The organism is Ruegeria sp. HKCCA6707, from assembly GCF_013033515.1.
Classification (GTDB): Bacteria; Pseudomonadota; Alphaproteobacteria; order Rhodobacterales; family Rhodobacteraceae; genus Ruegeria.
Map to the genome: position 1 here is coordinate 127,257 of NZ_WQEG01000004.1, position 25,231 is coordinate 152,487.

Genomic DNA, 25,231 nt, shown 5'->3' on the forward strand with positions numbered 1-25,231 from the left:
CTTCATGACCAATCTCGAAAAGCTGCAGGATCTGCTTGAGGACGTGCTTTTGCTCGAAGACGGGCAGTTCTCGCTTGATCTGACGCGGGACGGGGTCGAGACGTGGGATTCGATGGCAACGGTTGCAGTGGCGATTGGGGTCGAAGAGGTGTTTGGTCATCACCCGACCGAAGAAGAAGCCATTGCGCTGGCCAGTGTCACGGACATTATCACCTTCCTGAAAGCCAAGGGTGTCGCCTTTGATTGACCTGCCCCCGCGCATCGCCCTGACGGATCTGCCCGATCTGCTGTCGGGTCGACGTGCGGTGATCACCGGCAGGGTGGCGGCAGCGCAGGATGTGCCCTCTTTGGCCGCGCTTCCCGTTGTCGAGACACCGGCTAAGACCCCCTCAGATGCAGATCTAGTGGTGGTGCTGGGCGGCGGTACGCGGCTGGACGCGGCAAAAGCCTGGCGCGGTCGCAACCGACCCGACTGCGCCTTGCTGGCCATCCCGACCCGGTTCGGTAGCGGGGCCGAGGCAAATGATATCGCCGTACTGGATGATCGCGGTGCCAAGACCATTCAGAAAGGCCCGGAATTCCGGCCCGAATACCGGGCCTATCTGCCGGGTGTTTTGCAGACCCTGCCCGAGGACGCGCTTCTCTGGTCAAAAGGCGATGCGCTGACTCACGCTCTGGAAGGGCTCTTGTCCCCCCTGGCGACAGACGCGTTGCGCGCAGATCTTGCTGATGTACTACACACCATGCTGGACCTGAGCGACCCCCGCGATGCCGAATGGTTCGAACTGTCCGCGCTGGCAAACGCGGGTCAAGCGCAGGCCTCGGTTGGTCTGGTGCATGGGCTGGCACATGTGCTTGAGGCCCCCGCGCGGGCCGAACTGGCTACAATGGGACGAGAGGATCAACTGGGTCACGCCCGCCTGTGTTCGGGCTTTCTGGCCCCGGTTCTGCGGTATAATTTCACGCGTTCAGACAAAGCGGCGGATCGCCTGAAAGCGGTGGGTATCGACCGCGATGCGCTGCTGGCGCTGGCCAATTCGATCTCGACCCCCGCACTTGATCTGCCCCTGGATTGGCCCGATTTGATCGAGGCACATTGGAAATCCATCCTGCGCGACTTCTGCACACGCACCAACGTCGCGACGGTGCGGCCCGCCACGCTGACCGCTTTGATCACCGAGGTCAGCGCGCAATGAACACGCTGCTCGACATGCCCGCCTATGGGCCCCGCGACGATACGGCGTTTTTGGCCGAGATGAACCGGCTGACCCGGTTTCACATCAACCATTGCCCGGAATACGCGCGGGTTTTCCCCGGTTTCACACCCACCACCAAGGTCGAGGATCTGCCCTTTCTGCATGTCTCGGCCTTCAAAAATGTGTTGTTTCAAACCCAGGATGGGACGATCCGCCATGAAAGGGTGCTGAACTCATCCGCCACATCGTCGAACCTCTCCAGCCAAATTGCGCTGGATCGGGACAGCACCGCGTTACAGGCCAAAAGCAGCCGGGCCATCCTGTCGGATTTCATTGGTGAGGCCGAACAACCGCTGATCATCCTCGACGCGAAATCGGCACTTGTGCAGCGTGGCACGGTCAGTGCCCGCATCGCGGCGGGGCTTGCGCTGCGCCCCTTTGCAACGCGGCTGTATTTCGGGCTGGCCTCGCAAGACCATGACAGTGCGGTCTTGTGGGATCACCTGCGCGATGCCCTGCACAGTAGCGATAGCGTTCTGGTTTATGGATTTACCTGGGTCTTGTGGCGCATTTGGGCAGACAGCGACATGCCCGCAGATCTGGCCGAACGCCTGCGTGATGTAAAAGTGACTTATGTGCACAGCGGCGGTTGGAAAAAGCTGGAATCCGAACGGGTTGCGCCCGCCGCTTTGAAAGACAAATTGCTTGGGATTTCAGGCCCCGGATCTCAGATCATTGACTACTACGGGCTGGTTGAACAAAACGGGTTGCTCTATCCCGAATGCGTGGCGGGGTGGCGCCATGTCCCGGTTTGGGCCGATGTGCTGGGGCGTGATCCGATCAGCCATGATGTGATCTATAACACGCCCGCACAGCTTCAGTTGATGAACGTGACACCACGCGGCGCGCCTTACCACAGCGTATTGACCGAAGATCAGGGCGAAGTGCGTCGCGATCCCTGCGCCTGTGGCCGGTCCGGGCGTCGGTTCAAGCTGCTGGGGCGCTTGCCCAAGTCCGAGACGCGGGGATGCGCCAATGTCTGACACCTCCTCCGTCTACCACGGCTTTCGCGACGGCAACGGTGGCGTGGTTCAGGTTGCACTCCCCTTTGCGCTCGACGCTTTATGCGCCGAATATGACGAGGTGACAGCCCGCATGGCACGGCGTACGGCCCCACCGGCATTCAGCCGCGACGAGTGGGGGTATCTTTTGGGCTTCATGCGCGGCTCAGCCCTGCGTGCGGTGTTCACCCAAGGTTTTGGGCCTGCATCCGACGAACTGGATTCAATGCCTTTGCGCATCGCCCGCCCGCGCGCACATGTTGCGATCTGGCTGCCTAATAATGTCAGCCTTCTGGGGCCGCTAACGACCACTCTGTGTCTTTTGACCGGCGCGCATGTTCGCGCCAAGGCCGGAACGGGTTCAGAGAACCTGACGGCGCATCTGCGAGATGAAATCCTGGAAAACGGGGCCGGGCCAATCCTGACACGGCTCTGGCAACAGAACCTGACCGTCGAACAGTTTGACCGCCACGACCCCAGAAATGCAGACTGGTCTTCTGCCGCAGATGCGCGGATCTTCTTTGGTTCTGACACCGCTGCATTGTCGGTCGAATCTCTGCCACACAAGCCGGGCACACCCTTCTTTGCCTTTGCCGATCACAGCTCGCTGGTTTGGGCTGACCCCACAGCGCTTGATGACGCAGCGCTGACCACTTTGCTGCGTGTCTTCAGGATCTATGGCAAGGCTGGATGCACGTCGCCGCAAAGCCTTGTGCTGATCGACGCAGAGCCCAAAGACGCAATCGCTACCGCCAACCGGCTAAAGGATCTGAGCGATGCGCAGAAGGGCACAAACCCGCCCGTTCATATCGCATCTGACAGCTTCATGGCCGATCAGGTGGCCCGCGCCAATGGCTGGCATGCGGTGCGCACCGATAACAGGGATGCGGTATTCGTGGCCGGAGCGTCAGCATCCAAGGACTTGCCGGGGCTGATGAGCCTGAGCGTCATCGCACAGCCGCGCGAAGAGGCCCTCGCGACGTTGCCGGATGAAATACAAACTGTCGGGCATATCGCTGGTCCAGACAGGCTGCGAGATTGGGCGCTGTCCCTGACGGGCAGCCGGGCGTTGCGCTTTGTACCCGTGCAGCAGATGCATCATTTCGGTCCATTCTGGGACGGTCAGCCCTTCTGGCGCGGGCTTTTTCAAGATCTCGACATTCGTATCTGATCCCAAAAACCCCTATGTCCGGAGCATGAACCGTTCCGACAGGGGCAGGCTTGCCGCCCCCAACGGGCGCGCGCGGGCGCCAAGGGTTCCGGCCTGAACATCGGGTCGGATCAAGCCAGAAAGAGGCATTTGGTCCAGCGCCGCGGATACGCGGGCCACGATCTTGTCGCGCAAAGTGTCTGGCATGTTGCCGTCGATCAGTATCGCGGGGAAATCGATGATCGAACACGCGCCCACAATCAACTGGGTCAAGGGTGGAATGGCATCCTCCAACCAGTCTTCGATCATCTCATGTTCGGCGGGTGACCACTCGGCGGCGACCTGAGACGACAGCTGCTCTTGTCCGGTACGGGCGAATAACCGGCGTTCCAGCCCGATCATCGAGGCCTTGTCGATAAGCTGCGAGGCCTCGCCTCTCTGGGACAGAATAGGAAAAGGCCCCACCGCACCTGCGTTGCCCGCGCGCCCGGCGTAAAGCGCGCCGTTCAACACCACACCTCCACCCACGAAATACCCGATATATATATAGAGAAAATCGGGTGGGAGCTCGGACGTTCCAAAGGTGAGTTCGGCCCCGCAGGCGCTGGTTGCGTCATTCCCCAGGTACACGGGAAAATCGACAAGGGCATCGATTTCGGCGGCAAGGTCAAATCCCTTCCAGCCAGCCATCTTTTGCGGCTCTATTCCAATGACATTCGCCCATTCCCACAGGAAATAGGGTGAGGCGACACCCATACCGGCGATGCGGGCTTGTTGTGCCGCAGGCAAGGTCGCGCACAGCTCGGCGACCGCGTCTTTCACAAAGGCCAGCACCTCTTGCGGGGTCGGATAGGCATAGTCCTTGTGGATATGCGCCAGCTCTTGCCCAACAAAATTGACAAGGGTCAGTTCAGTGGACCTCCGCCCGACCTTTAGCCCCAGAAAATAAGCGCCATCTGGCGCCAATCGCATCGGGATCGAAGGTTGACCTATTTTGCCACGGATCTTTTCGCCCTTTTGCAGCAGCCCGTCTCGCTCCAGGGCACGCATGATAACCGACACGGTTTGAGCCGAAAGTCCGGTCTTTCGGGCCAGATCGGCCTTGGGCAGAGGTCCTTGGCGGCGCAGGATAGTCAGCACCAGACGCTCGTTCCGTTCACGCATGGCGATGTGATTTGAGCCCGAATTCTCAAATTTATCTACGTTTTCAGATAGTTTTAAATTCGGTCCATCCACGGCACGTTTTCCCTTCGGCACTAGAATGGCGGCAGGTCATATATCTCGTCAATACTAAATCAAGTTGATTTATTTATTGACCGCAGAGGCGAATCGCAATTACGATCCTGACAGCGCAATTCAATTGCGCGGGTGGGCCAAGCCTGCCCGATCTACTGGGAGGATATCATGAAGACATTACTGACAGCCGCTTTTGCGGCCACTGTGGCGTGGTCTGGCGCGGCGTTTGCAGAGACAAGCGTTTGCCTGATTACAAAGACCGACACGAACCCGTTTTTCGTGAAGATGCGCGAAGGCGCCGAGGCAAAAGCAGCTGAGCTGGGCATGACGCTCAAGTCTTTTGCAGGCAAGATCGACGGCGACCATGAAACTCAGGTTCAGGCGATCGAAACCTGTATCCTTGACGGAGCTTCGGGCATTCTGCTGACCGCTTCTGATACATCATCCATCGTTCCCGCCGTGAAACAGGCGCGCGATGCGGGGCTTTTGGTCATTGCTTTGGACACACCACTGTCTCCGATTGACGCTGCCGATGCGACCTTTGCCACTGACAACTTCCTGGCAGGTGAGCTGATCGGAAAATGGGCGGCTGGCACGATTGGCGATACATCTTCGGCCAAGATCGGCATGATGAATATCAATGTATCGCAGCCCACCGTAGGCGTTCTGCGCAATCAGGGTTTCCTCCAGGGCTTTGGCATCGACCTTGGTGATCCGGCCAAGTGGGGCGATGAAACCGACGCGCGGATCGTGAACAACGAGGTGACAAACGCCAATGAAGAAGGTGGCCGCAAGTCGATGGAAAACTTGTTGACCATGGACGCAGGCACCAACGTTCTTTACACAATCAACGAACCGGCAGCCGCTGGTGCACATGAGACGCTGAAGGATTTCGGCAAAGTCGATGATGTGATCGTGGTATCCGTCGATGGCGGTTGTCCGGGCGTACAGGCCGTTGCCGATGGTGCAATTGGCGCGACCTCACAGCAATACCCGCTGCTGATGGCATCTTTGGGTGTTGAGGCGGTGAAAGCCTGGGCCGATACGGGTGCGAAGCCTGAGAATACACCTGGCAAAGACTTCTTCGACACAGGTGTGGCCCTTGTCACCGATAACCCGGTCGATGGTGTTCCTTCGATCTCATCGGCTGAAGGGCTAGAGCTCTGCTGGGGCTGATCTGATCCCGAACATATCACGGAGGGCGCAGCCTGTGCCCTCCGTTCTGCCTCAGGCACCCAAAGCCTGAAACACCGCAATCCTGCATACGCGCCAAGGGGGGATCATGTCCGACAGCAAGGCAGAAAAGGAATTCGAATCGGGGCTGGTCGGCGCCGAAGACACGGTTGCCGAGTTTGAAGACACGCGGAAGGGTATCATCGGGCGCATCCAGCACTCGCTGCATGTCAATCCGGCTTTGGTGCCGCTGATCGTCCTTTTGGCCTCGGTCATCCTGTTCGGAATGCTGATTGGCCAACGGTTCTTTTCTCCCTTCGCTATGACGCTGATCCTGCAACAGGTTCAGATCGTGGGCATCGTGGCTGCGGCTCAAAGCCTGGTGATCCTGACCGCAGGCATCGACCTGAGCGTTGGTGCGATCATGGTGTTGTCATCCGTGGTCATGGGCCAGTTTACCTTCCGCTATGGGATGCCGGTGGAGCTTGCCGTACTGTGCGGCCTGTCCGTTGGCATGATCTGCGGGCTGATCAACGGTTGGTTGGTCGCCTATATGAAGCTGCCGCCCTTCATCGTGACCCTGGGCACTTGGCAGATCATTCTGGCGGCGAACTTCCTCTATTCCGCCAATGAAACCATCCGCAGCGCGGATATCGAAGAGGTGGCTCCCTTGCTGCAAATCTTCGGTACCAAGTTCAAAGTTGGAGATGCACAACTGACGCTGGGCGTGATCTTCATGCTCGCGCTGGTGTTCACGCTGGCCTATGCGCTGAAACAGACCGCCTGGGGAAGGCATGTTTACGCGGTGGGCGACGACCCGGATGCAGCTGAACTGGCCGGCGTAAACGTCAAACGCACGCTGATTTCGGTCTATCTGTTATCCGGTTTGATCTGCGCCTTTGCAGGCTGGGCCATGGTCGGACGCATCGGATCGATCTCGCCCACGGTCGGACAGTTGGCCAATATCGAAAGCATCACCGCCGTGGTGATCGGAGGCATATCGCTATTCGGAGGGCGCGGCTCGATCCTGGGCGCGCTATTCGGAGCACTTATCGTTGGCGTGTTCACCCTTGGGCTGCGCCTGCTTGGGGCCGACGCCCAATGGACCTTCCTTCTGATCGGCCTGCTTATCATTGCCGCCGTCGCCGTTGATCAATGGATCAGAAAGGTATCTGCATAATGGAACCGATCCTCAAAGCCCGAAACCTGGTCAAACGCTATGGGCGTGTAACGGCCTTGGATCATTGCGATTTTGAGCTTATGCCCGGTGAAATCCTAGGCGTGATCGGCGATAACGGGGCCGGTAAATCGACCCTAATCAAAGCCCTATGCGGCGCCGTCATCCCTGATCAGGGCGAGGTGTTTCTGGATGGAACCAAAGTCGCGTTCTCATCACCGATCGAAGCGCGCGAACAAGGCATCGAAACCGTCTATCAGACCCTGGCCATGAGCCCTGCACTTTCGATTGCAGACAACATGTTCATGGGGCGCGAGTTGCGCAAACCTGGCATCATGGGCAAAGTCTTTGGTCAACTCGACAAAAAGAAGATGCAGGATTTCGCGCGCGAAAAACTCACCGAGTTGGGCCTGATGACGATCCAGAATATCAACCAAGCGGTTGAAACATTGTCGGGCGGGCAGCGGCAGGGCGTGGCTGTGGCACGCGCGGCTGCCTTTGGATCCAAGGTTATTATCCTGGACGAACCGACTGCGGCGCTCGGCGTCAAGGAAAGCCGCCGCGTGCTGGACCTGATCCAGGATGTCAAAGCGCGCGGTATCCCGATCATCCTGATCAGCCACAACATGCCTCATGTGTTCGAGGTCTGCGACCGCATCCATATCCACCGCCTTGGCAAGCGCCTGACTGTCATTGATCCGAAAGACCATGAAATGTCCGACGCCGTCGCTTATATGACCGGCGCGAAAAGGCCGGAAACAGCCGCTGCGTGACACCCATGGATCTCGAGGAACAGGTCAACCGCATTGTTGCATTGATTAAGCCGTCCAAGGTCAAAGACACACGCCAGTTGATCGCAATCGCCGGGCCACCCGCATCGGGCAAGTCCACGCTTGCCGAAAAGGTCCGCCAACGGCTTGAGAAAAACGGGATACCCTGCGGGCTGGTGCCCATGGACGGCTTTCATCTGGACAATGACACTCTGTCAAATCGCGGTCTTCTGGCCCGTAAAGGTGCGCCTGAAACCTTTGATACCGAAGGGTTCAACGATCTTCTTTCGCGCGCATTACGCGAAGACACCGTCACCGTTCCGTTGTTTGATCGAAGCAGGGATTGCGTCGTTCAGAACGCTGCGCGCATTGACGTGTCTCAAAGACACGTGGTCGTTGAGGGCAACTATCTCTTTCTAAAAGATCCAGCATGGCGCCCTTTGACCCAATACTGGTCGTTGAGCGTGTTTATTGAACCCAAGCTTGATGTGCTCAAAGAGCGACTGATAAACAGATGGCTCGATCATGGCTATCACCCAAACCAAGCGCTTGAAAAAGCAACTGAGAACGACCTTGTCAACGCAAGGCTTGTTCTTGAACAATGCGACAGATCGGTGGTCGATCTGATCCTTTGAACGCTCTCCTTAGATTGGCTACCTGTGCGACGGTCAACACTTACGTTTGCAAGATTACCGACCATCAAGATGCCAGATGCCAGATGCCAGATGCCATCGAATGTGCCGTTCCAACCATCAAAGAAATGATGCTCGATAGTGGTCACGTCCATCGCGCGCACGGCAAGCGTTGTTCGGCAAAACGCCCGCTGGTGCCTTTTCAGCGTCGGCAAGTCACAAATGGCAAAGAGTTGCACAGGTCACACTCGATGTGCTTTCGTGAGTTAGCGCGATTGGAGGCGTTTGCTGTCGATCGAGCTATGCGCCAGCTTGTATCCAAACCGATGCGTAAACGGTCTTATTTCGAACGATCTCTCTTCATTCGCCGTCGGATTCGACCGATGTAGATGAGACGAGGCAGTTTATGCGGATAGCGGATAGCCAATTGCAATAAACTACGCTCGTCTTCGAGAAGCTTCTCAAAACGGCCTTCCTTCTTTAGCCACCTTGGGGCAATCGACCTAAATTTTTCTTCGAACGTAATCTCGTCAGAGTCAGTCGACGCGTTGGAATCTCTTGTCTGAATAGGTTTTTCTGTCCGAATTTTTTCTCTCCGCACATACCGTTTCACAAAATCCTGACCATAGAACCTTTCGACTACCTTCTCAGGATGGTTTGAATATCTACTGTAAACATCGGCCCACTCGGCAACGCAGCGTGTTGCGTTTTGTGCGGAAAACCCTCCGCCATAGTACCTGCATACGAACAGTTCAGCATGCTGAATTTGGTAACCCTTTGCATGCGCACGAAGCAGCAGATCGTGGTCCGCGACAATGCGTAGCTGAGTGTCAAAGGGTTCTTTCGCAAGCAACTCACGTTTGTAGAAGGTTGCCTGATGGCAGGGAAAACGTCCATGCCAGCCACCTTCTAAATTACCATCAGATAAACGTTTGGCGAGCTGATCCATTCCAGAAGCTCTTCGGAAATGATGAGCGCCGCCGGACACGTAGTCATGGTCACCATATAGAATATCGGGTTCGTTTCGCAGAAACTGTGAGACCTCTGTCAAAGTGTCCTGCTTGAAGAAGATGTCACCGGAATTCAGAAACACGACATATTCACCGGTAGCTTTTTCACACGCGGTATTCATCGCCGCGTACACACCCTCGTCAGGGCAAGACGCATAATAATCAAAGGCTTCTTTATACCGATTGAGATACTGGCGGCCAGGGTCAGACCAGCTGGACCCATCAAGAACGACCCATTCGACTTCTGTGTAATTCTGCGCAAGAACGCTTTCTGCTGTCCTGGCAAAGTCACTGTCAGGGTTAAGAACAATTGTGACGACCGAGATTTTCATTGACGAAGACCAGCTTGGATTGTCACTTGGCGTTCAAACTCGGATCCGGGGTCCGAGGTGTAAGCGGAGTACCCCTGCGTGAGAACGTCTTCGAGCCGTTTCACGTCCTGCAGCCAATTATTGCGACCGCGCGCTACGCTTTCAAGAATCCGGTCTGACATCTCCAAGAGACCATTTTCGGTCAGAGATGGAAGACTTTCTGAGCCATGGTTTTTTCCAAGCAAAAAACCGGTCTCTCCGTCCGAAATGTATTCGTTTAGCGTAGGTTTGTCCGGTCCAATGACAATTTGCCCGCTCGCCATTGCTTCAAGAAAGCTCATTCCAATACCTTCGGCTTCACGCGGTGCAAAATAGACGGCATGTTTACGCGCTTCTGCGATAGCCTGTTCTTTGCTGTCGTACCACTCGGAAAACGCAAGCTCGATCGCAGGCCCACCAGACGAAGCGGCGGCCAACAGTGTTGCTTTTCGCTCTTCGATCTCAGACGAAAAATCTCCGGCAAGATGTATTTGTAGTTTTTGGATCCCAAGAACGCGACACGCCTCGATTACTGTTTCTCCGTCATAATCCGTGCCCGGTCGACGTTCCCAGAAATATGCAGATAATGGCCCGTCAGCTTGCCAAAGCCTTGTCTCGACCTCGGGATAATACCGAACCAGGACACTGTTGCAGCGAGCAGCTTGAAGAATGGAATGCATAGCAAAGCTGAACGATACAAAGGTTGCTCTTGGAAATCGTTGCCAAAATTCTTCTTTCAGCTGAATCGAGCCATCATACATTGGAATAATATTGAATTGTCCGGAAACGTGATGGTAAAGCCGGCTCGCTGCGAGTTCTGATTGCCAAAAAAATAGATGTTCATACTCGTTATCGAGAAACGGAGTATAGTCAAACCCGTAAGGGTCAGCTGGATCGAAAAAGAAAGAGTCAACTTCGAAGAACTTCGATACGATTTCTTGAAAAAACTTACTCGACCCAGTTTTTTCGTGAAATGTATGTCCAATAAAGGCAGCGCGCTTTTTCATTATCTCACTATTCCAGAATCTTTGGCCAATTTTGTATTTCTTGTGCGGAAATTTCGTCAACTTTCTTGATGATTTTTTTGCTCAAAACGAGCTTATCGTAACTGTTTGCGGCCTCACCATGGTTTGGTCTGTTGACAACACGGTTTTGTTTCCAAAAGGCAGCTAACGCCTCAGAGTCTCTGGTTCCAAGAGAAAGAAATCTTCTAATCTCGTCGACAACATTTTCAGGCCTGTCTCTTAGGTCAGGCTGAAAAATTTCCAAACGCTTCTCTTCGGGGATATGACTTCGCATTTTCCGCCAAGCCTCTTGGCATTTAACCCAGCGGTTCGCTACTTCCAGCTCTTTTCCATTCAAGATATCTGGCCAAGTTGCGACGTTCGAACGTACAGCTTCACGCGGATCTCTGTAAATATAAAAAAACCACGCTTCGGGGAACAGTTCGATGAGTGCTGGAATTGCGTTCACCTGTTGAATATCAGGTGTTTTATCAATCCACTTTAAAGAGTCTGCATCCAGGGAATTAATAAAAGCTTCGTCAACGGCCTTGGCAATTGAAGAAAACAGCGCAGCTTTGGCACTTTCTTCCCGAACGATACAATTCGGATTAACTCGATTGTCTCTGATGCGCAGTATTGCCTCAGTAAAGAGGTATATAAAATGACCCTCTTTAGAGTAAGACGCAAATCCGTCCAAACAGCTTAATCCACTCGCTAACCCAGTGGTCCCAGAACGAGGAAAGCCTAAAATAAAGATAGGTCCACATACGGATTTCATACCACTACTTTCCTCGACAGAGCCAAGTAAACTGTGTCTTACAGGCGATTAGATAGCACCACCCGCAGAGATAGTTTCGGATAGTTTGGTTTTGGCTCGAGTGCAATAGCCCATCACATCTAGGCTCGCCCATGTGCGTTGTGGCCTCAATACCGGTTGATCTTTGTGACGTGTTTTTCTGATCTCCGGTAAGGCACAGACCTTCTGAATGATGGTGACACTTCATTCCTACCGGATCACGGGAGTGCTCGCAGTGATCAGAGCTTTTCGCGCTCGGTTTCTTGCTGTTGCCATCGACAATGAGATTTCGTGAGCCCGAACCGCAGCGGTAGAGCAGGTTCACACTGCGAAACAGGCGACGCGCCGACGACCAACGCATACGGACCCCAAGGCAAAGACACCACATAGTTTTGAAGATCGCCTGGCGACCCCGGCAGGATTCGAACCTGCAACCTGCCCCTTAGGAGGGGGCTGCTCTATCCAGTTGAGCCACGGGGCCGCGCGTCGATGTCTGTAACCGGCTTTTTCGGCGATGTCATCGGCTTTGCTCGAGTATTGAACAGTTTGCCTTGTTTACGATAGCATCGGACAAAACAACGACGCAGGTCCTCCGGTGACGACAGACACAAAACGCCCGCTTACCCTTCGTGATGTTTCAGAAGCGTCCGGAGTATCCGAAATGACGGTCAGCCGGGTGTTGCGCAATCGAGGCGATGTGTCTGATGCCACGCGCACTCGGGTTCTGGCCGCGGCGAAAGAGCTGGGCTATGTGCCCAACAAGATAGCAGGTGCCTTGGCATCGAGCCGGGTGAACCTGGTTGCGGTTATCATCCCGTCACTGTCGAATATGGTGTTTCCTGAGGTTCTGACCGGCATCAACCAGATTCTGGAAGATACCGAGCTACAACCCGTGGTCGGCGTCACCGATTATCTTCCTGAAAAAGAAGAGAAAGTTCTGTACGAGATGCTATCCTGGCGTCCGTCTGGGGTGATCATCGCGGGGCTGGAGCATACCGAGGCGTCGCGCGCCATGCTGGATGCGGCTGGTATTCCGGTGGTCGAGATCATGGATACAGATGGTAAACCGGTGGACGCGATGGTTGGTATATCGCACCGGCGCGCCGGGCGCGAAATGGCGCAGGCGATTCTGAAAGCCGGGTATCAGCATATCGGGTTCATGGGCACCAAAATGCCGCTGGATCACCGCGCCCGCAAACGGTTTGAAGGCTTTACCGAAGTTCTGGGCAAGAACGGGATCGAAATCGAAGATCGCGAGTTCTATTCCGGCGGCTCGGCCCTGGCAAAAGGGCGAGAGATGACGCAATCCATGCTGGAACGCTCGCCTGATCTGGATTTTCTGTATTACTCGAACGACATGATCGGTGCGGGTGGGCTGTTGTATCTGCTGGAACAGGGTATTGATGTGCCCGGTCAGATTGGTCTGGCCGGGTTTAACAATGTCGAACTGCTGCAAGGGCTGCCGCGCAAGCTGGCCACGATGGATGCCTGCCGTCTGGAAATCGGGCGCAACGCGGCGCAGATCATCGCGGCACAGCTTGAGGATCCGGAGGCCGAGGTTGAAACCCGCGTGACCCTGACGCCCAAGATCAACTTTGGCGATACGTTGAAGCGGCGCTAGACGCTTGGCGCTACCGCGACTGGACAACCGGGCCGCACGGGCCCTTTTCATGCACCACCATGCGCTGGCCGAGCAACCCTCGGGCGGTGCCAAGGGTGCGGATCTGCTGGAATTAATCCACCGGTTGGGATTTGTTCAACTGGACAGTATCAACACCGTCGCGCGGGCGCATGACATGATCTTGTTCTCGCGCCGCCCGTCCTACCGGCCAAAGAACCTAAAACGCCTGTACGAAAGCGACAAAGCGCTGTTCGAACACTGGACCCATGATGCCGCTGTCATTCCGATGGCGTTCTACCCGCATTGGCATTTACGGTTTCAGCGCGATGCACAAAAGCTTCGAGCGCGATGGAAAAACTGGCGTCGTGACGGGTATGAGGAACGCTTTCAGACCGTCTTGCGCCATATCCAAGACCACGGGCCCGTCTGTTCATCTGATGTCGGCAAGGATGAGGAAAAGACATCCGGTGGTTGGTGGGATTGGCACCCATCGAAAACCGCTCTGGAGTATCTGTGGCGGTCTGGCGCTCTGACCGTCGTGGGGCGGGTCGGGTTTCAAAAGCACTTTGACCTGACCGAACGAGTGATCGAACAGCATCTTTGTCCCGGTGTCTTGCCCTGTGATGCAGACCGAACGGTCGATTGGCTGTGCAATGCGGCGCTGGATCGGCTTGGCTTTGCCACGTCAGGCGAGATCGCGGCCTTTTGGGATTCCGTTGCGCCAGCCGAAGCGAAACTCTGGTGTGTTCATGCTCTAACAAAGGGCGAAATTCAAGAAATCGAGGTTGAATGCGCAGATGGTCGTCTGCGCAAATGCTTTGCCAGACCCGAGGCTGTGGCCACCGCGCAAGCGGTACCGCCACCGCCTGGGCGTATCCGCGTTCTCAGCCCCTTTGATCCGATGCTCAGGGATCGTCACAGGGCCGAGCGCCTGTTTGGCTTTTACTATCGCATTGAGGTGTTTGTGCCCGAAGCCAAGCGCATCTATGGCTATTACGTCTTTCCGCTTTTGGAAGGGGATCGCCTGATTGGGCGGATTGATATGAAAGCCCAGCGCGATGCTTCTGAACTGAGCATAAAGGCCGTATGGCCTGAACGGAAAATCCGCTGGTCTGACGCTCGCACCAAACGTCTCGAGTCCGAGCTGGATCGGGTCCGGAGGTTTGTAGGCTTGGACAAGGTCGTATTTCTGGATGGCTGGTTACGGGACCCTGTTTAGCGACATTTGAGGTTCAGCGGAACGCGCACGCGACCCATTCGAAGCGCAAGATCAGCTTTCAAGCGTATTGAAATCACCCAGAAGATCCAGCAGCAATTCGTGTCGATCCGGGCCCAGCGCTTCGCGCACACGGTCGGCCTGCGCCAGGATTGCGGTCAGATTTGCTTCGATGACATTCAACCCCTTGCGGCTGATCTGGATCTTCTGCCGGCGCCGATCCTGCACGTCCGGGTGTCGGTCGATCAGACCTTTTTGTTCCAATTTACGCAGAATACGCGTCAGGCTTGGCAGCAAAAGACAGGCTTGTTCGGCAATTTGCGTGGGTTCCATCGGGCCTTGCTCGTTCAGAACGCGCAGGACACGCCATTGTTGCTCGGTCACACCCGCATCTGTCAGTGTTGCACGTATGGGACCCATCACCTTTTCCCGAGCACGCAGCAACGCGATCGGCAAGGATCGAGACGTCAGGGGCAGTTTACCGGCCATACGCGATTCTACATCACTCGCGGGTATCTTCAAAATCTCGAATTTGTGAAGAGAAGAAGCCCGAATTAGAGCCTATTTCGAGCGCATTTCAGCTGCGGCCTGTGCATATCCTCCAGACGCACCATCCACGAAATGAACGTGATCGTCGCGCATCGCAGACGGAACAAAGCAGGTCATCATTGCTTCGGTCTGGGCGTGCAGACCATAGGTGATCTTGCCTTCGGTTTTTGCGCGATCCAACATTTGGGTGATCCGGGCCAGAGTTTCTGAATCGCAATCCAATGTCATCTTCAGACCGTCATCGAACTTACGGAAATCCGCGTTTTCGCTGACCATGCGTTGATACCGCACAGGCTCAAACGAACCCAGGCGGATTTTGAACTTAAACAACCCCCTGATCATCAGGTTTTCGAATAACAACCGCATCTTGTGGAGCTTTAAATTACGCCCAGCACGCGACACATGCGCGTCCAGCGTTACACCGGGCGGTGGCCACTTCATCGGCGGCCCCTGTTCGGCAACCGGATGTCCGGCACGTCTCAGACCTTCCGAGGCCGCAACGACGGACTGTGCCAGATCGGCAAAGTCGCTTTCGGTTGCTCTGTCTGTCGGCTGAATCACAACAGACACGATCTGTCCATTTTGCGCCGGACTGTTGGACCATCGGCACGACAGGCCAGTCAGGTCTGGCAGCGCATCGTCTTCGGCCGGTTGCACCCCGATTGTTCCAGCTTTCATCTGCTGCTCTGCCCAGGCCAGCCCACCCCCCGAAAACATGGCATAATCAACCCCGGATGAGGGCGCATGACGCGCCACGCGCAGATCGCGCCCTGCAGATCGAATCTCGGTTACAGGAACCAGTGCTGCTCTTAGCGAAATACCGAATTCCTCTTGGGCCCAACTGCGCAATTTGGCCAATGTCTCGCGCGCGACCTCTGAATCAGAAGCAGGGATCGCAAATCCTGCACCATCCCCGCCAAACACGTAGGGAAACAGCTTTCCATCCATCGCATTGATCATGGCGGAAATCACGGCAGCCCCGACCATATTCACAACCTTATAGCGCCCGTTTGCGATCTCGCCGGTCGAGTTGACGATATCCGCGACACCCAGGACCCAATCGTCGGGCACAGGTGTAAAGGCCGCAGGGTTACTGAGACCCAGAAAGTCACGTGTCACGGGAACCGAGTCGTAAAAGTCTGAAATCGCGTTGGTCATGGGTCTCTCAACGGTGAGGTGTAAATGCTGAAAAAGCTAGAGCAATTGTGAATGTTGTCAGCCTCCGGCAGCAAATTGCACGCGCTTGTGCACGTTCCTCAGACATGCAAAGCATGCAGACAAGGAGGACAAAGATGCAGGCAGGTTTGATTGTATTATGTCTGGCTTACGTCCTCAGCCAGTTTTTTCGCGCGTTTCTGGCTGTTCTGACGGTGGATCTTGGCCGCGATATCGGCGCCACACCCGAGGATCTGGCTTTTGCCTCCGGGCTTTGGTTCCTGGTCTTTGCTGCTATGCAGATCCCGGTCGGATGGGCGCTTGACCGCGTTGGTCCCCGGCAAAGCTCGGCGGTTCTGCTGATGATCGGTGGTGCCGGAGGGGCAGCCTTGTTTGCCATGGCCAGTACACCGTTTCATGTCAGCCTTGCGATGGCCCTGATCGGGGTTGGATGCTCACCCGTCCTAATGGCCTCGTATTTCATCTTCGCCCGCGAATATCCTCCGGCAAAATTCGCCACGCTGGCAGCGGTTATGTTAGGAGTTGGCTCGGTCGGCAACCTGGTTGCCTCCTACCCGACCGCATTGGCGGTGGAATGGATTGGCTGGCGCGGTACATTGACGGGGTTAGCTGTCATCTCGGCGATCATCGCTATCGCGATCTGGGCAACGGTGCGTGACCCCGAAAAGGTTGTGACCGAACATAAAGGCTCGCTGCTGGATTTGCTCAAGCAGCCCGCGCTTTGGACGATCTTGCCCTTGATGCTGGTCGCCTATGTGCCCTCTGCCGCGCTCCGAGGTCTGTGGATCGGGCCCTATTTGCGAGATGTCTTTGACCTAAACATCACCCAGATCGGTCAGGCCACTTTGGTCATGGGTGCCGCGATGATCGCGGGCACATTCTCCTATGGGCCGCTTGATCGCCTTTTACAGACCCGAAAATGGGTGATCTTTGGCGGCAACGCGCTGAGCGTCCTTGCCTTGGTGCTGCTGTGCATCTGGATACAGAACGCTGTCTGGATTTCCATTGCGCTGGCCGCGGTCATAGGTTTCACCGGGGCGTCTTTTCCTGTCATCATGGCGCATGGTCGTGCCTTCATCCCGCCCCATCTGGTCGGGCGTGGGGTTACGCTGCTGAACCTCTTTGGCATTGGCGGTGTGGGGATCGCCCAATTCGCAACCGGTCGTATCCACGCGGCAACGGTAGACATCAGCCCAACCGCACCCTACACAGCGATATTCAGCTTTTTCGCTGTCGCGCTGGCGATCGGCTGTTTGATCTATCTGTTCAGCCGCGACAGCCTGGACTGATCATACTCAGGAGACCTGCGTGAAAGACCCGGTTGTCATTGCCCCCAATCTCAAGCGCAGACTGTCGGGCGTCACTGCAACGATAGCGCGGCTGGTGCCGCTCCAGGCGCAGTGGATCGACATCGCTGCCACCGGGCCCGGTCTGCCGGATGATATCCCGCATATCCCACTAAGCCGCCTGCCATTTCTATCACGTAAAACCCTGCGGGTCTGGCACGCCCGCCGCAATACCGAGATGTTGCTGGGCCTGATCCTGCGCGACGTCCTGCGATTGCGGCTCAAGCTGCTGTTCACCAGCGCTTCGCAACGGGCACATACCGGCTATACCAAATGGCTGATCGGCAAGATGGACGCGCTTGTAGCGACCTCGCGCAAGACCGCCGGGTATCTGGAGCGCGATGCTCAGGTCATCCTGCACGGCATCAATCTTCAGGACTTCACCCCGCCGCAGGACAAAGCCGCGCTGCGTTCGCGGTTGGGCCTGCCGAATGGGCTTGTGCTTGGCTGCTATGGTCGCATCCGCCATCAGAAGGGCACGGACGCTTTCGTTGATACCATGATCGAGCTTTGTGGACGTTTCGATGATCTCTCGGGCATCGTGATGGGCCGCGCGACCGAAAAGCACACGGGCTTTCTGGCAGAGCTGAAAGACAAGGTCACCGCCGCAGGGCTTTCTGATCGTATCCTGTTCAAGCCCGAGGTCACAGTGGATCAGATCGCCGAATGGTATCAGGTGCTGGATCTGTTCATCGCTCCGCAACGTTGGGAAGGGTTCGGTCTGACCCCGCTTGAGGCTATGGCCTGCGGCGTGCCTGTGGTCGCGACGGATGTTGGCGCATTTTCCGAGATCGTGACAGACGTTTCAGTGGGGCGCATAGTCGAACCCGGCAACATATCGGAAATGACCAACGCCGCGGCAGAGATGCTGGAGAACCGCGATTCCCTTGCACTGTCCGGCCAGGCTTCCCGTGCCCATGTCGAAGAGAATTTCGACATCAATGGTGAAGCAAAAACGCTGGTGGCCCTCTATCAGACGCTGTTGGGCGAAAGAACCGGTTAAAATCGGCGTCAATTCGGCGAAATCCACACCGATTGCCCTTTTTTCTTTGCTGCAACGCGGCTATGAACGCGCGTCCTTAACTTTGGAGACATGAAATGGGCTATCGCGTCGTTGTCGCCGGCGCCACAGGCAATGTGGGCCGCGAAATGCTGAACATCCTGGCAGAACGCCAGTTCCCCGTCGATGAAATTGCCGTACTGGCAAGCCGTCGTTCGCTGGGAACAGAGGTGAGCTTTGGCGACAAGACACTGACGACCCAGGACATCGACACGTTTGACTTTACCGGCTGGGACATGGCGCTGTTTGCCATCGGCTCGGACGCAACCAAAACCTATGGCCCCAAGGCGGCTGCGGCGGGTTGCGTGGTGATCGATAACAGCTCGCTCTATCGCTATGACCCCGAAATTCCGTTGATCGTGCCCGAATGCAACCCGCAAGCGATCCACGACTATAAGAACAAAAACATCATCGCCAACCCCAACTGCTCGACCGCGCAGATGGTTGTCGCACTGAAACCGCTGCATGACCGCGCCAAGATCAAGCGCGTGGTTGTGTCGACCTATCAGTCGGTTTCTGGTGCCGGTAAAGACGGGATGGATGAGCTGTGGGATCAGACCAAAGCCATCTACAACCCGACCACAGAGGTTGAACCCAAGAAGTTCCAGAAGCAGATCGCCTTCAACGTCATTCCGCAGATCGATGTCTTCATGGAAGACGGCTCGACCAAGGAAGAGTGGAAGATGGTGGTCGAGACCAAAAAGATCGTCGATCCGTCGATCAAGGTCACTGCCACCTGCGTCCGCGTTCCAGTCTTTGTGGGCCATTCCGAGGCCGTGAATATCGAGTTCGAGGAATTCCTGGACGAAGACGAAGCCCGCGACATCCTGCGCGAGGCCCCCGGCATCATGGTGATCGATAAGCGCGAAGACGGCGGTTATGTCTCGCCCATCGAAAGCGCAGGCGATTTCGCCACCTTCATCAGCCGCATCCGCCAGGATTCAACCATCGAAAACGGCCTGAACCTGTGGTGCGTCTCAGACAACCTGCGTAAAGGTGCTGCGCTGAATGCGGTACAGATCGCCGAACTTCTGGGCCGCGAGGTTCTGAAAAAGGGTTAAGGTTGATATTCTGCAACCCACTTAAGCCGCTTCGCCTAGAAGCGGCTTTTTTGTTGATCAGATTTGACCTTGGCATAGCAGCTCTAATGCAATTCTTGACAAACCCTTGGTGTCGCGTCACCTGACGGGTAAGGCAGACCATTCGGTTCCAAAAGCTCAATAACCCGCGTCATACAATCCAAGCGGGGCAATCGAGGCAGTATATGGCGGTTTTCACAGGCAATACCCGGTGGCATACCCTGCTTGTGGTTTTCTGCGTCTTGCTGATTGCGCTGGTGTTGGCCGGATTCACCGGGCGGTTTCTGAGTGTAGGAGACTCGCTGGCGATCTTGCGCCCGCAGGCCGGTGCGTTGCTTTTGCTGTGCGCGCTTGCATTCGTGTTGCTTCGGTCGATACGTCTGGCCCTGGTTTCGGTTCTGTTTTCCGCGCTTGCTTTTGGTTCGATCCTTGGCGATCTCAGGGGGCCGTCAGGTGATTGCGATGACACCTGCCTGACCCTTTATCAAAAGAACCTGCTGCAAAAGGCCTGGCCGCGTTATTCTCTGGCCGATGACATCATCGCCTCAGATGCCGATATCGTCGCGCTGCAAGAGGTCTCGGCCCATAACCGCGAATACATGGCCAACATGTTCGCGTTTTTTCCAAACCGCGTATTTTGCCAGTTTCGCCCCGATCAGCACGTCGTTGTCCTGACGCAACTGCCTGTGGTCGAGGGGACCGAGTTCTGTACCGAGGGAAGTGGTTTGGCCGGGATGAAAGTGATCGCACCAGACGGTCAGGAAATCTGGGCCGTGTCCGTACATCTGGACTGGCCCTTTCCCTTCGAACAATTCGAACAGACCAAAGAGGCGGTAGAGACCATTTCAGCCCTGGACGCGCCGGTTGTGATCGCCGGTGACTTCAACATGGTGCCTTGGGGCGCAAGCGTGCGCCGGATCGCCGAGGCCGCCGGAAACGAACTGTTCGGCACCATTGAGAACACCCATTACTTAGGGGGCACATTCCTGCCCCTGTCGATTGACAATATCCTGCTGCCTGAAGGTACCCGGGGCACGATCGAGCTGCGCCCCTATATGGGATCGGACCACTTGGGCAAACTCGCCCGCTTCAAGCTGAATTAGAGCCTTTTCGCACCTTAACCTTGGCTTTCAACCATGGTTTTCAAATTTTCCAAACCACGCTCATAATCGCCACCGACCCATCCATCCATCATCAGGCCCATCCAGCGCGACATCGGGTTAAGCCCCAGATCGGATTCGAAGCCCCATGTCACGAGGGTTTCACTTCCTTCCGGCTGCAATTGAAACGAAGCCGTCGCTTTGCCCATCGGACCAAAATCCAGCGCGGTCTTAACCAACTCGTTCTCGACGCTTTCGACGATCTCTTGCGAACCCGTGCCGACCTGAGGGTGTTCAGAGCTCCAGTTGAGAGTGTTGCCCACTCCGGCCTCGGGGCCGCTATAGCTCAGTTGCGTTTCCGGGTCGCGTGACAGCCAGGGTGACCATTTTTCCGTCTCTTGCATCGAGTTCACATAGGGAAAGATCGCATCCGCAGGGGCATTGATCGCTATGCTGCGCGACACTTCGGCCTTGCCGGGCAGCAAATAGGATATGCCCACAAGAGCCAGGATAAGAACCAAAAGAAAACCAAATATTCGCTTAATCAGTCTCATGAAACCACTCCGAATCCGGTGTTATGCCGGGATGATACATGGACCGAAGGCGAATCCTACAGCCTAGACCGAGACAAAGGCCTTTTGCTGCGGGTCATAGCATTGCAAACCCCCTTCGCCGATATCGGTCCACAGACCATGCAGGCTCAGCTCACCCTCTTTCACCGCGTCCGCGACAAACGGGAAGGTCATCAGGTTTTCAAGTGAGGCGACGACGGCCTGACGCTCGAAGTTGCGGGCTTGTTCCTGAGGGTCTTCGATATCCGAGACCAGATCGTATTTCGGCTTGAGGATATCCATCCAACGCCCAACAAAGCTTTCTTTCGCTTCCAGGTGTGGCGCATGGCCTTTGCACATGTCGATACAGCCCTGAATGCCGCCGCATTGCGAATGTCCCAACACGATCAGGTGCGACACTTTCAAAGCGGTCACAGCATATTCAATCGCAGCACTTGTGCCGTGGTGATCCCCATCCGGAAGATAGGGCGGCACCAGATTGGCAATGTTGCGATGGATGAAAAAGTCGCCCTGATCCGCACCAAACATTGAGGTCACGTGCACCCGGCTGTCGCAGCACGAAATCACCATGGCACGCGGGCGCTGCCCTTCCGTTGCCAAACGTTTATACCACCCCTGGTTTTCCGAAAAGGTTGTGGCTTTCCAGCCTTGATACCGCTTCGTCAGATAGGTCGGCAATGGTTTGGCAAATTCCATCTTGTCATCCTTGAACTTCGCACTAAGGGCCGCTGTAACCTGAATTCTCGCAAAATTCGAGACATTATCCGTATTCACCGCAAGGTTTTGCAAACCCATTGCACTCAATATCGCCACTGTGCCGTGGGGGCATAAGACATTGGGGTGAATGTGGTGGAAAAGATAATCACACTTGTACAAAAGGAATCCGTACGCCTTGATCCGGATAGGCTAAAGGGGTTGTGCGCTCATCTGGGGGACACCAACGCGATTGATGTGCTGTGCCGCACCATTGAAGAGCTGGCCGTGCGGATTTCCCATTGCGAGCGGTTTTGGCGGCAGCGCGACTGGACCGAGCTGCGCAAATGCGCGCGCTCGCTGGTCGCTATCGCCGACCAGGCTGGAATGACCGTGTTGGCCCGCGTTGCCAGCGACGTGGTGCACACGGTCGAAGCCGGGGATGCCGTGGGCACTGGGGCCACGCTCAATCGTCTGATCCGCGTGGGTGAAAAATCGCTGACAGCGGTTTGGGACCAACAGGACCTTTCTGTCTAACGGGGGTTGCCGATGCAGTGTGGGCGGCTAGTGTGAGCGCAGCACAAAACCAGCCGGATCCCCCATGCCCCTCACCTTCGCCCCAGCTTCAGACACGGCCATCGACCTGCATATCATTGCCCAATCGGAAATGGAGCGCTGGCTGGCCGACCAACCAGATCAAATCCAGATCTGGGTCGGCGCCAATGGGTTCTCAGGTGGTTTAGGGCAGGTTCTGTTGATACCGCGTGGCGATGGGGCACCGAAATATGCGCTAGCCGGGTACGGAACAGCCGCAAGCCGGGCGCGCAAACGGTTCCCTCTGGCCGCTGCGGCTCAGGCTCTGCCCGAAGGCACCTACCGGATTGCTTCGGGCCTGCCCACTGACGTCGCCGAGGTCGAGTGTCTGGGATGGTTGCTGACCGGTTATACCTTTGATCGGTATGCCGCCCAGTCGGTTGCCAATGCACGGCTGATTGCTCCGGATACGGTTGACTCAGACCTGATCGAAGCTTTGGCCGCAGCCGAGGGGCTGACCCGTGATCTGGTGAATACACCGGCAGCCGATATGGGGCCCGAGCAGTTGCAGAAGGCCGCCGAAGATCTGGCGCAAAACTTTGACGCAAGTTGCGGCGTGATCGCAGGTGAGGCTCTGATACAGCAGAATTTCCCGATGATTCACGCCGTCGGCCGCGCTGCGGATCAGGCGCCGCGTCTGATCGATATGCGTTGGGGCAATGCCGGCCCCAAGCTGACCTTGGTGGGCAAGGGTGTCTGTTTCGATACCGGCGGGCTGGATCTGAAACCGGCAGCAGCCATGGGGCTGATGAAGAAAGACATGGGCGGGGCGGCCAATGTTTTGGGGCTGGCGCGTATGATCATGTCACTGAACCTGCCTGTGCAGCTTCGGGTGCTGATCCCAGCGGTTGAAAACGCGGTGGCCGGCGATGCCTTTCGCCCCGGTGATATCCTGACCGCGCGCAACGGGCTGACAGTTGAGATCAACAATACAGACGCCGAGGGCCGTCTGGTTCTGGCCGACGCGCTGACCCTGGCGTCCGAGGGTGACCCGGATCTGGTGATCTCAATGGCGACGCTGACGGGCGCGGCGCGCGTCGCGGTGGGCGCGGATCTGGCCCCGTTCTACACCGACGACGATGCTGCGGCCCAAGCGCTCAGCGACGCGGCAGCCAAGGCCGCTGACCCGGTTTGGCGGATGCCATTTCATACACCCTATGAATCCTTGATCGAGCCCGGGATTGCCGATCTGGACAATGCGCCCTCTGGCGGGTTTGCAGGTTCGATAACGGCAGCGCTATTCCTGCGCCGCTTCGTGGGCGACTGTCGCTATATGCATTTCGACATCTATTCCTGGCAACGCAGCAAAGAACCCGGGCGCAGCAAAGGCGGATTGGGTCAGGGCCCCCGCGCGATACTGGCCGCTCTGCCGGAAATCCTGGACCTGTGATGGACAGGCGGCTTCTGCGTTCAAATGGCCGGGTTGCGCATAGCTCGCTGAAGGGTCAGGTTGAGGCCGAGCATTTCACCGAAGGCGAAGTGACGTATTTTCAACGGGTTGTGACCGACATTCTGGACGATCCCGAAGGCACACGGCAATGCCAGTTGCTGAGCGGCGAGGCCTTTGTTGTTCTGGACAAAACGCAGAAACACCTGTTCGGCTACCGCGAAAAAGATGGATATGTCGGGTGGGTGGACACCGATGTGGGACATGCAAAGTTCCATCCGACACATCGCGTCTGCGTGCCGCGCGCAGTCGCTTTGCAGCATCCCGATGTCACGAAAAACGCCAATGAACAGGTCCTGCCCTTTGGCTGTGGCGTGGAACACTGGCCTGAGCATGATGCGATGCCAAGCGCCTCAGGCTGGATGCCCATCAAACACCCTAGCCACATCGCAACACCGCTTTATCTGCGCGACACACAACTGGCTAAGATCAACTGGCGCGCGTCCGACCCGGCAGCGGTGGCCGAAAGCTTTCTGACCACGCCATATATCTATGGAGGCGACACGGCGCTGGGGATTGATTGCTCGGGCCTGATGCAAACCGCCTTCAACGCCTGTGGCCTTTCCTGCCCGCGCGACAGCGATATGCAATTAGCCTGCTTCAAACCTATCCAAAAAACCGATCTGCGCCGGGGCGATCTGGTGTTCTGGAAAGGTCATGTGGGCATGATGCTGGATCCGGGCACATTGTTGCACGCCAATGCATATCACATGGCGGTCACCAACGAGCCTCTGGACCAAGCCATTCAGCGTATCGGTCAGAAAGAGTTCGGGGCAGTGATCGGTTTTGGCCGACACCCTGCGGTTTAGGCTCTAATCCAGGTCCACTGAGCGGATCAGCTTGCGTTCCAGCACCCGTAAAACGGCGGTCAGGTCCTGGCCGCGCTTCAGGATACGACCGTCCATCCCCACCACCGAATACATCCCCTGACGCATGCGCAGGCGGGGGTGTTTCTCGACCCGATAGATCGGATGCTCTGCCGTGCGCCGAAAGATCGAGAATATTGCCACATCTTTGAGGTTGGATATCCCGTAATCCCGCCATTCCCCGGCGGCGACCATCCGGCCATATACGGAAAGGATCTGAGACATCTCTCGCCGGTCGAAAGCGACGGGCATCTGGGCCGGGCGTGAGGGAAACCGGCTGGGAGGCTGCATATTCATGACACAAGCCTTGCCGGAATTCACAAATGAATCAAGCCCGGCGGTAACAATTTGGGTGCA

26 protein-coding genes and 1 tRNA gene are annotated in these 25,231 nt (G+C 56.4%); 17 read left to right on the plus strand and 10 right to left on the minus strand.

From position 1 onward, the window contains the following. Window positions 1-4 precede the first annotated feature (4 nt). From GOW40_RS11500 to GOW40_RS11515, 4 genes are read left to right on the plus strand one after another with little or no spacing between them, the layout of a single operon-like run. A complete protein-coding gene (locus GOW40_RS11500) occupies window positions 5-247 on the plus strand; it encodes a hypothetical protein (protein WP_171097575.1) in 243 nt (80 codons plus the stop codon). Further along, window positions 240-1,196 carry an iron-containing alcohol dehydrogenase gene (locus tag GOW40_RS11505; RefSeq protein ID WP_171132501.1) on the plus strand — a complete coding sequence of 319 codons (957 nt, stop codon included), beginning with the start codon at window positions 240-242 and terminating at the stop codon, window positions 1,194-1,196. The genes GOW40_RS11500 and GOW40_RS11505 overlap by 8 nt, the downstream gene beginning before the upstream one ends. Next, window positions 1,193-2,239, plus strand: a complete 1,047-nt coding sequence (locus GOW40_RS11510) for a hypothetical protein (RefSeq protein ID WP_171132503.1) — start codon at window positions 1,193-1,195, stop codon at window positions 2,237-2,239. Before GOW40_RS11505 ends, GOW40_RS11510 begins: the two co-directional genes overlap by 4 nt. After that, the gene (locus tag GOW40_RS11515; protein WP_171230974.1) at window positions 2,232-3,428 is read left to right on the plus strand and encodes an acyl-CoA reductase; all 1,197 of its coding nucleotides are present in this window, start codon (window positions 2,232-2,234) and stop codon (window positions 3,426-3,428) included. The genes GOW40_RS11510 and GOW40_RS11515 overlap by 8 nt, the downstream gene beginning before the upstream one ends. 12 nt (window positions 3,429-3,440) lie before the next feature. On the opposite strand, the gene GOW40_RS11520 is transcribed toward GOW40_RS11515, so the two are convergent. Beyond that, window positions 3,441-4,571 carry an ROK family transcriptional regulator gene (locus tag GOW40_RS11520; protein ID WP_171132507.1) on the minus strand — a complete coding sequence of 377 codons (1,131 nt, stop codon included), beginning with the start codon at window positions 4,569-4,571 and terminating at the stop codon, window positions 3,441-3,443. Between the two features lie 240 nt (window positions 4,572-4,811). On the opposite strand from GOW40_RS11520, the gene GOW40_RS11525 reads away from it, so the two are divergent. From GOW40_RS11525 to GOW40_RS11540, 4 genes are all read left to right on the plus strand, one after another. Beyond that, window positions 4,812-5,819 (plus strand): substrate-binding domain-containing protein, encoded by a 1,008-nt coding sequence (locus tag GOW40_RS11525; RefSeq protein WP_171097565.1) that lies wholly within the window; start codon window positions 4,812-4,814, stop codon window positions 5,817-5,819. Window positions 5,820-5,925: 106 nt separating this feature from the next. Then, the gene (locus GOW40_RS11530) at window positions 5,926-6,996 is read left to right on the plus strand and encodes an ABC transporter permease (protein ID WP_171097563.1); all 1,071 of its coding nucleotides are present in this window, start codon (window positions 5,926-5,928) and stop codon (window positions 6,994-6,996) included. After that, a complete protein-coding gene (locus GOW40_RS11535; protein ID WP_171097561.1) occupies window positions 6,996-7,766 on the plus strand; it encodes an ATP-binding cassette domain-containing protein in 771 nt (256 codons plus the stop codon). The genes GOW40_RS11530 and GOW40_RS11535 overlap by 1 nt, the downstream gene beginning before the upstream one ends. A 5-nt stretch (window positions 7,767-7,771) precedes the next feature. Further along, entirely contained in the window at window positions 7,772-8,398 is a 627-nt protein-coding gene (locus GOW40_RS11540; protein WP_171132736.1) for a hypothetical protein, read from the plus strand. Window positions 8,399-8,735: 337 nt separating this feature from the next. On the opposite strand, the gene GOW40_RS11545 is transcribed toward GOW40_RS11540, so the two are convergent. From GOW40_RS11545 to GOW40_RS11560, 4 genes are all read right to left on the minus strand, one after another. Beyond that, window positions 8,736-9,737, minus strand: a complete 1,002-nt coding sequence (locus GOW40_RS11545; RefSeq protein WP_171132509.1) for a glycosyltransferase — start codon at window positions 9,735-9,737, stop codon at window positions 8,736-8,738. Then, on the minus strand, window positions 9,734-10,762 hold the full coding sequence (locus GOW40_RS11550) for a glycosyltransferase (protein ID WP_171132511.1): 1,029 nt from the start codon (window positions 10,760-10,762) through the stop codon (window positions 9,734-9,736). The genes GOW40_RS11545 and GOW40_RS11550 overlap by 4 nt, the downstream gene beginning before the upstream one ends. Before the next feature lie 7 nt (window positions 10,763-10,769). Continuing rightward, on the minus strand, window positions 10,770-11,537 hold the full coding sequence (locus GOW40_RS11555; RefSeq protein WP_171132513.1) for a sulfotransferase: 768 nt from the start codon (window positions 11,535-11,537) through the stop codon (window positions 10,770-10,772). A 422-nt stretch (window positions 11,538-11,959) separates the two neighbouring features. After that, window positions 11,960-12,036: transfer RNA gene (locus tag GOW40_RS11560), tRNA-Arg, on the minus strand. 114 nt (window positions 12,037-12,150) lie between these two features. Here GOW40_RS11560 and GOW40_RS11565 point away from each other — a divergent pair. Together GOW40_RS11565 and GOW40_RS11570 are read left to right on the plus strand one after the other, a co-directional pair. Further along, window positions 12,151-13,176 (plus strand): LacI family DNA-binding transcriptional regulator, encoded by a 1,026-nt coding sequence (locus tag GOW40_RS11565; RefSeq protein ID WP_171132546.1) that lies wholly within the window; start codon window positions 12,151-12,153, stop codon window positions 13,174-13,176. Window positions 13,177-13,180: 4 nt separating this feature from the next. Continuing rightward, window positions 13,181-14,395 carry a winged helix-turn-helix domain-containing protein gene (locus GOW40_RS11570; protein ID WP_171132548.1) on the plus strand — a complete coding sequence of 405 codons (1,215 nt, stop codon included), beginning with the start codon at window positions 13,181-13,183 and terminating at the stop codon, window positions 14,393-14,395. Between the two features lie 51 nt (window positions 14,396-14,446). Here GOW40_RS11570 and hpaR read toward each other — a convergent pair whose 3' ends face one another. Together hpaR and GOW40_RS11580 are read right to left on the minus strand one after the other, a co-directional pair. Further along, window positions 14,447-14,881 carry a homoprotocatechuate degradation operon regulator HpaR gene (hpaR, locus tag GOW40_RS11575; RefSeq protein ID WP_171132550.1) on the minus strand — a complete coding sequence of 145 codons (435 nt, stop codon included), beginning with the start codon at window positions 14,879-14,881 and terminating at the stop codon, window positions 14,447-14,449. Between the two features lie 72 nt (window positions 14,882-14,953). Then, window positions 14,954-16,099, minus strand: a complete 1,146-nt coding sequence (locus tag GOW40_RS11580; RefSeq protein WP_171132552.1) for a DUF3095 domain-containing protein — start codon at window positions 16,097-16,099, stop codon at window positions 14,954-14,956. 134 nt (window positions 16,100-16,233) lie between these two features. Between GOW40_RS11580 and GOW40_RS11585 the strand changes: the two genes are divergently transcribed. From GOW40_RS11585 to GOW40_RS11600, 4 genes are all read left to right on the plus strand, one after another. Beyond that, window positions 16,234-17,406, plus strand: a complete 1,173-nt coding sequence (locus tag GOW40_RS11585) for an MFS transporter (protein WP_171132554.1) — start codon at window positions 16,234-16,236, stop codon at window positions 17,404-17,406. A 19-nt stretch (window positions 17,407-17,425) separates the two neighbouring features. Next, window positions 17,426-18,466: a glycosyltransferase family 4 protein gene (locus GOW40_RS11590; RefSeq protein ID WP_171132556.1), complete on the plus strand. Its 1,041-nt coding sequence runs from the start codon at window positions 17,426-17,428 to the stop codon at window positions 18,464-18,466. 95 nt (window positions 18,467-18,561) lie between these two features. Next, window positions 18,562-19,584 (plus strand): aspartate-semialdehyde dehydrogenase, encoded by a 1,023-nt coding sequence (locus tag GOW40_RS11595; RefSeq protein WP_171097537.1) that lies wholly within the window; start codon window positions 18,562-18,564, stop codon window positions 19,582-19,584. A gap of 203 nt (window positions 19,585-19,787) precedes the next feature. Beyond that, a complete protein-coding gene (locus GOW40_RS11600) occupies window positions 19,788-20,705 on the plus strand; it encodes an endonuclease/exonuclease/phosphatase family protein (protein ID WP_171132558.1) in 918 nt (305 codons plus the stop codon). Between the two features lie 14 nt (window positions 20,706-20,719). Here the strand turns inward: GOW40_RS11600 and GOW40_RS11605 are convergent, their stop codons facing one another. Beyond that, a complete protein-coding gene (locus GOW40_RS11605; RefSeq protein ID WP_171132560.1) occupies window positions 20,720-21,256 on the minus strand; it encodes an SRPBCC family protein in 537 nt (178 codons plus the stop codon). Window positions 21,257-21,319: 63 nt separating this feature from the next. Then, window positions 21,320-21,970 (minus strand): carbonic anhydrase, encoded by a 651-nt coding sequence (locus tag GOW40_RS11610; RefSeq protein WP_171132562.1) that lies wholly within the window; start codon window positions 21,968-21,970, stop codon window positions 21,320-21,322. 144 nt (window positions 21,971-22,114) lie between these two features. On the opposite strand from GOW40_RS11610, the gene GOW40_RS11615 reads away from it, so the two are divergent. From GOW40_RS11615 to GOW40_RS11625, 3 genes are all read left to right on the plus strand, one after another. Further along, entirely contained in the window at window positions 22,115-22,504 is a 390-nt protein-coding gene (locus GOW40_RS11615; RefSeq protein ID WP_171132564.1) for a hypothetical protein, read from the plus strand. Window positions 22,505-22,568: 64 nt separating this feature from the next. After that, entirely contained in the window at window positions 22,569-23,951 is a 1,383-nt protein-coding gene (locus GOW40_RS11620; RefSeq protein WP_171132566.1) for a M17 family metallopeptidase, read from the plus strand. Next, a complete protein-coding gene (locus GOW40_RS11625) occupies window positions 23,951-24,817 on the plus strand; it encodes a C40 family peptidase (protein WP_171132568.1) in 867 nt (288 codons plus the stop codon). The genes GOW40_RS11620 and GOW40_RS11625 overlap by 1 nt, the downstream gene beginning before the upstream one ends. A 3-nt stretch (window positions 24,818-24,820) precedes the next feature. On the opposite strand, the gene GOW40_RS11630 is transcribed toward GOW40_RS11625, so the two are convergent. Further along, on the minus strand, window positions 24,821-25,171 hold the full coding sequence (locus GOW40_RS11630; RefSeq protein WP_171097525.1) for a DUF2794 domain-containing protein: 351 nt from the start codon (window positions 25,169-25,171) through the stop codon (window positions 24,821-24,823). Window positions 25,172-25,231 lie beyond the last annotated feature (60 nt).

What these genes read in the sequence shown, in the direction of transcription:
- GOW40_RS11600 (WP_171132558.1), top strand. Translation starts at nt 19,788, where the DNA reads ATGGCGGTTTTCACAGGCAATACCCGGTGGCATACCCTGCTTGTGGTT.
- GOW40_RS11525 (WP_171097565.1), top strand. Translation starts at nt 4,812, where the DNA reads ATGAAGACATTACTGACAGCCGCTTTTGCGGCCACTGTGGCGTGGTCT.
- GOW40_RS11595 (WP_171097537.1), top strand. Translation starts at nt 18,562, where the DNA reads ATGGGCTATCGCGTCGTTGTCGCCGGCGCCACAGGCAATGTGGGCCGC.
- GOW40_RS11535 (WP_171097561.1), top strand. Translation starts at nt 6,996, where the DNA reads ATGGAACCGATCCTCAAAGCCCGAAACCTGGTCAAACGCTATGGGCGT.
- hpaR (WP_171132550.1), bottom strand. Translation starts at nt 14,881, where the DNA reads ATGGCCGGTAAACTGCCCCTGACGTCTCGATCCTTGCCGATCGCGTTG.
- GOW40_RS11550 (WP_171132511.1), bottom strand. Translation starts at nt 10,762, where the DNA reads ATGAAAAAGCGCGCTGCCTTTATTGGACATACATTTCACGAAAAAACT.
- GOW40_RS11530 (WP_171097563.1), top strand. Translation starts at nt 5,926, where the DNA reads ATGTCCGACAGCAAGGCAGAAAAGGAATTCGAATCGGGGCTGGTCGGC.
- GOW40_RS11620 (WP_171132566.1), top strand. Translation starts at nt 22,569, where the DNA reads ATGCCCCTCACCTTCGCCCCAGCTTCAGACACGGCCATCGACCTGCAT.
- GOW40_RS11605 (WP_171132560.1), bottom strand. Translation starts at nt 21,256, where the DNA reads ATGAGACTGATTAAGCGAATATTTGGTTTTCTTTTGGTTCTTATCCTG.
- GOW40_RS11610 (WP_171132562.1), bottom strand. Translation starts at nt 21,970, where the DNA reads ATGGAATTTGCCAAACCATTGCCGACCTATCTGACGAAGCGGTATCAA.
- GOW40_RS11585 (WP_171132554.1), top strand. Translation starts at nt 16,234, where the DNA reads ATGCAGGCAGGTTTGATTGTATTATGTCTGGCTTACGTCCTCAGCCAG.
- GOW40_RS11625 (WP_171132568.1), top strand. Translation starts at nt 23,951, where the DNA reads ATGGACAGGCGGCTTCTGCGTTCAAATGGCCGGGTTGCGCATAGCTCG.
- GOW40_RS11580 (WP_171132552.1), bottom strand. Translation starts at nt 16,099, where the DNA reads ATGACCAACGCGATTTCAGACTTTTACGACTCGGTTCCCGTGACACGT.
- GOW40_RS11540 (WP_171132736.1), top strand. Translation starts at nt 7,772, where the DNA reads ATGGATCTCGAGGAACAGGTCAACCGCATTGTTGCATTGATTAAGCCG.
- GOW40_RS11500 (WP_171097575.1), top strand. Translation starts at nt 5, where the DNA reads ATGACCAATCTCGAAAAGCTGCAGGATCTGCTTGAGGACGTGCTTTTG.
- GOW40_RS11520 (WP_171132507.1), bottom strand. Translation starts at nt 4,571, where the DNA reads ATGCGTGAACGGAACGAGCGTCTGGTGCTGACTATCCTGCGCCGCCAA.
- GOW40_RS11545 (WP_171132509.1), bottom strand. Translation starts at nt 9,737, where the DNA reads ATGAAAATCTCGGTCGTCACAATTGTTCTTAACCCTGACAGTGACTTT.
- GOW40_RS11510 (WP_171132503.1), top strand. Translation starts at nt 1,193, where the DNA reads ATGAACACGCTGCTCGACATGCCCGCCTATGGGCCCCGCGACGATACG.
- GOW40_RS11515 (WP_171230974.1), top strand. Translation starts at nt 2,232, where the DNA reads ATGTCTGACACCTCCTCCGTCTACCACGGCTTTCGCGACGGCAACGGT.
- GOW40_RS11555 (WP_171132513.1), bottom strand. Translation starts at nt 11,537, where the DNA reads ATGAAATCCGTATGTGGACCTATCTTTATTTTAGGCTTTCCTCGTTCT.
- GOW40_RS11630 (WP_171097525.1), bottom strand. Translation starts at nt 25,171, where the DNA reads ATGAATATGCAGCCTCCCAGCCGGTTTCCCTCACGCCCGGCCCAGATG.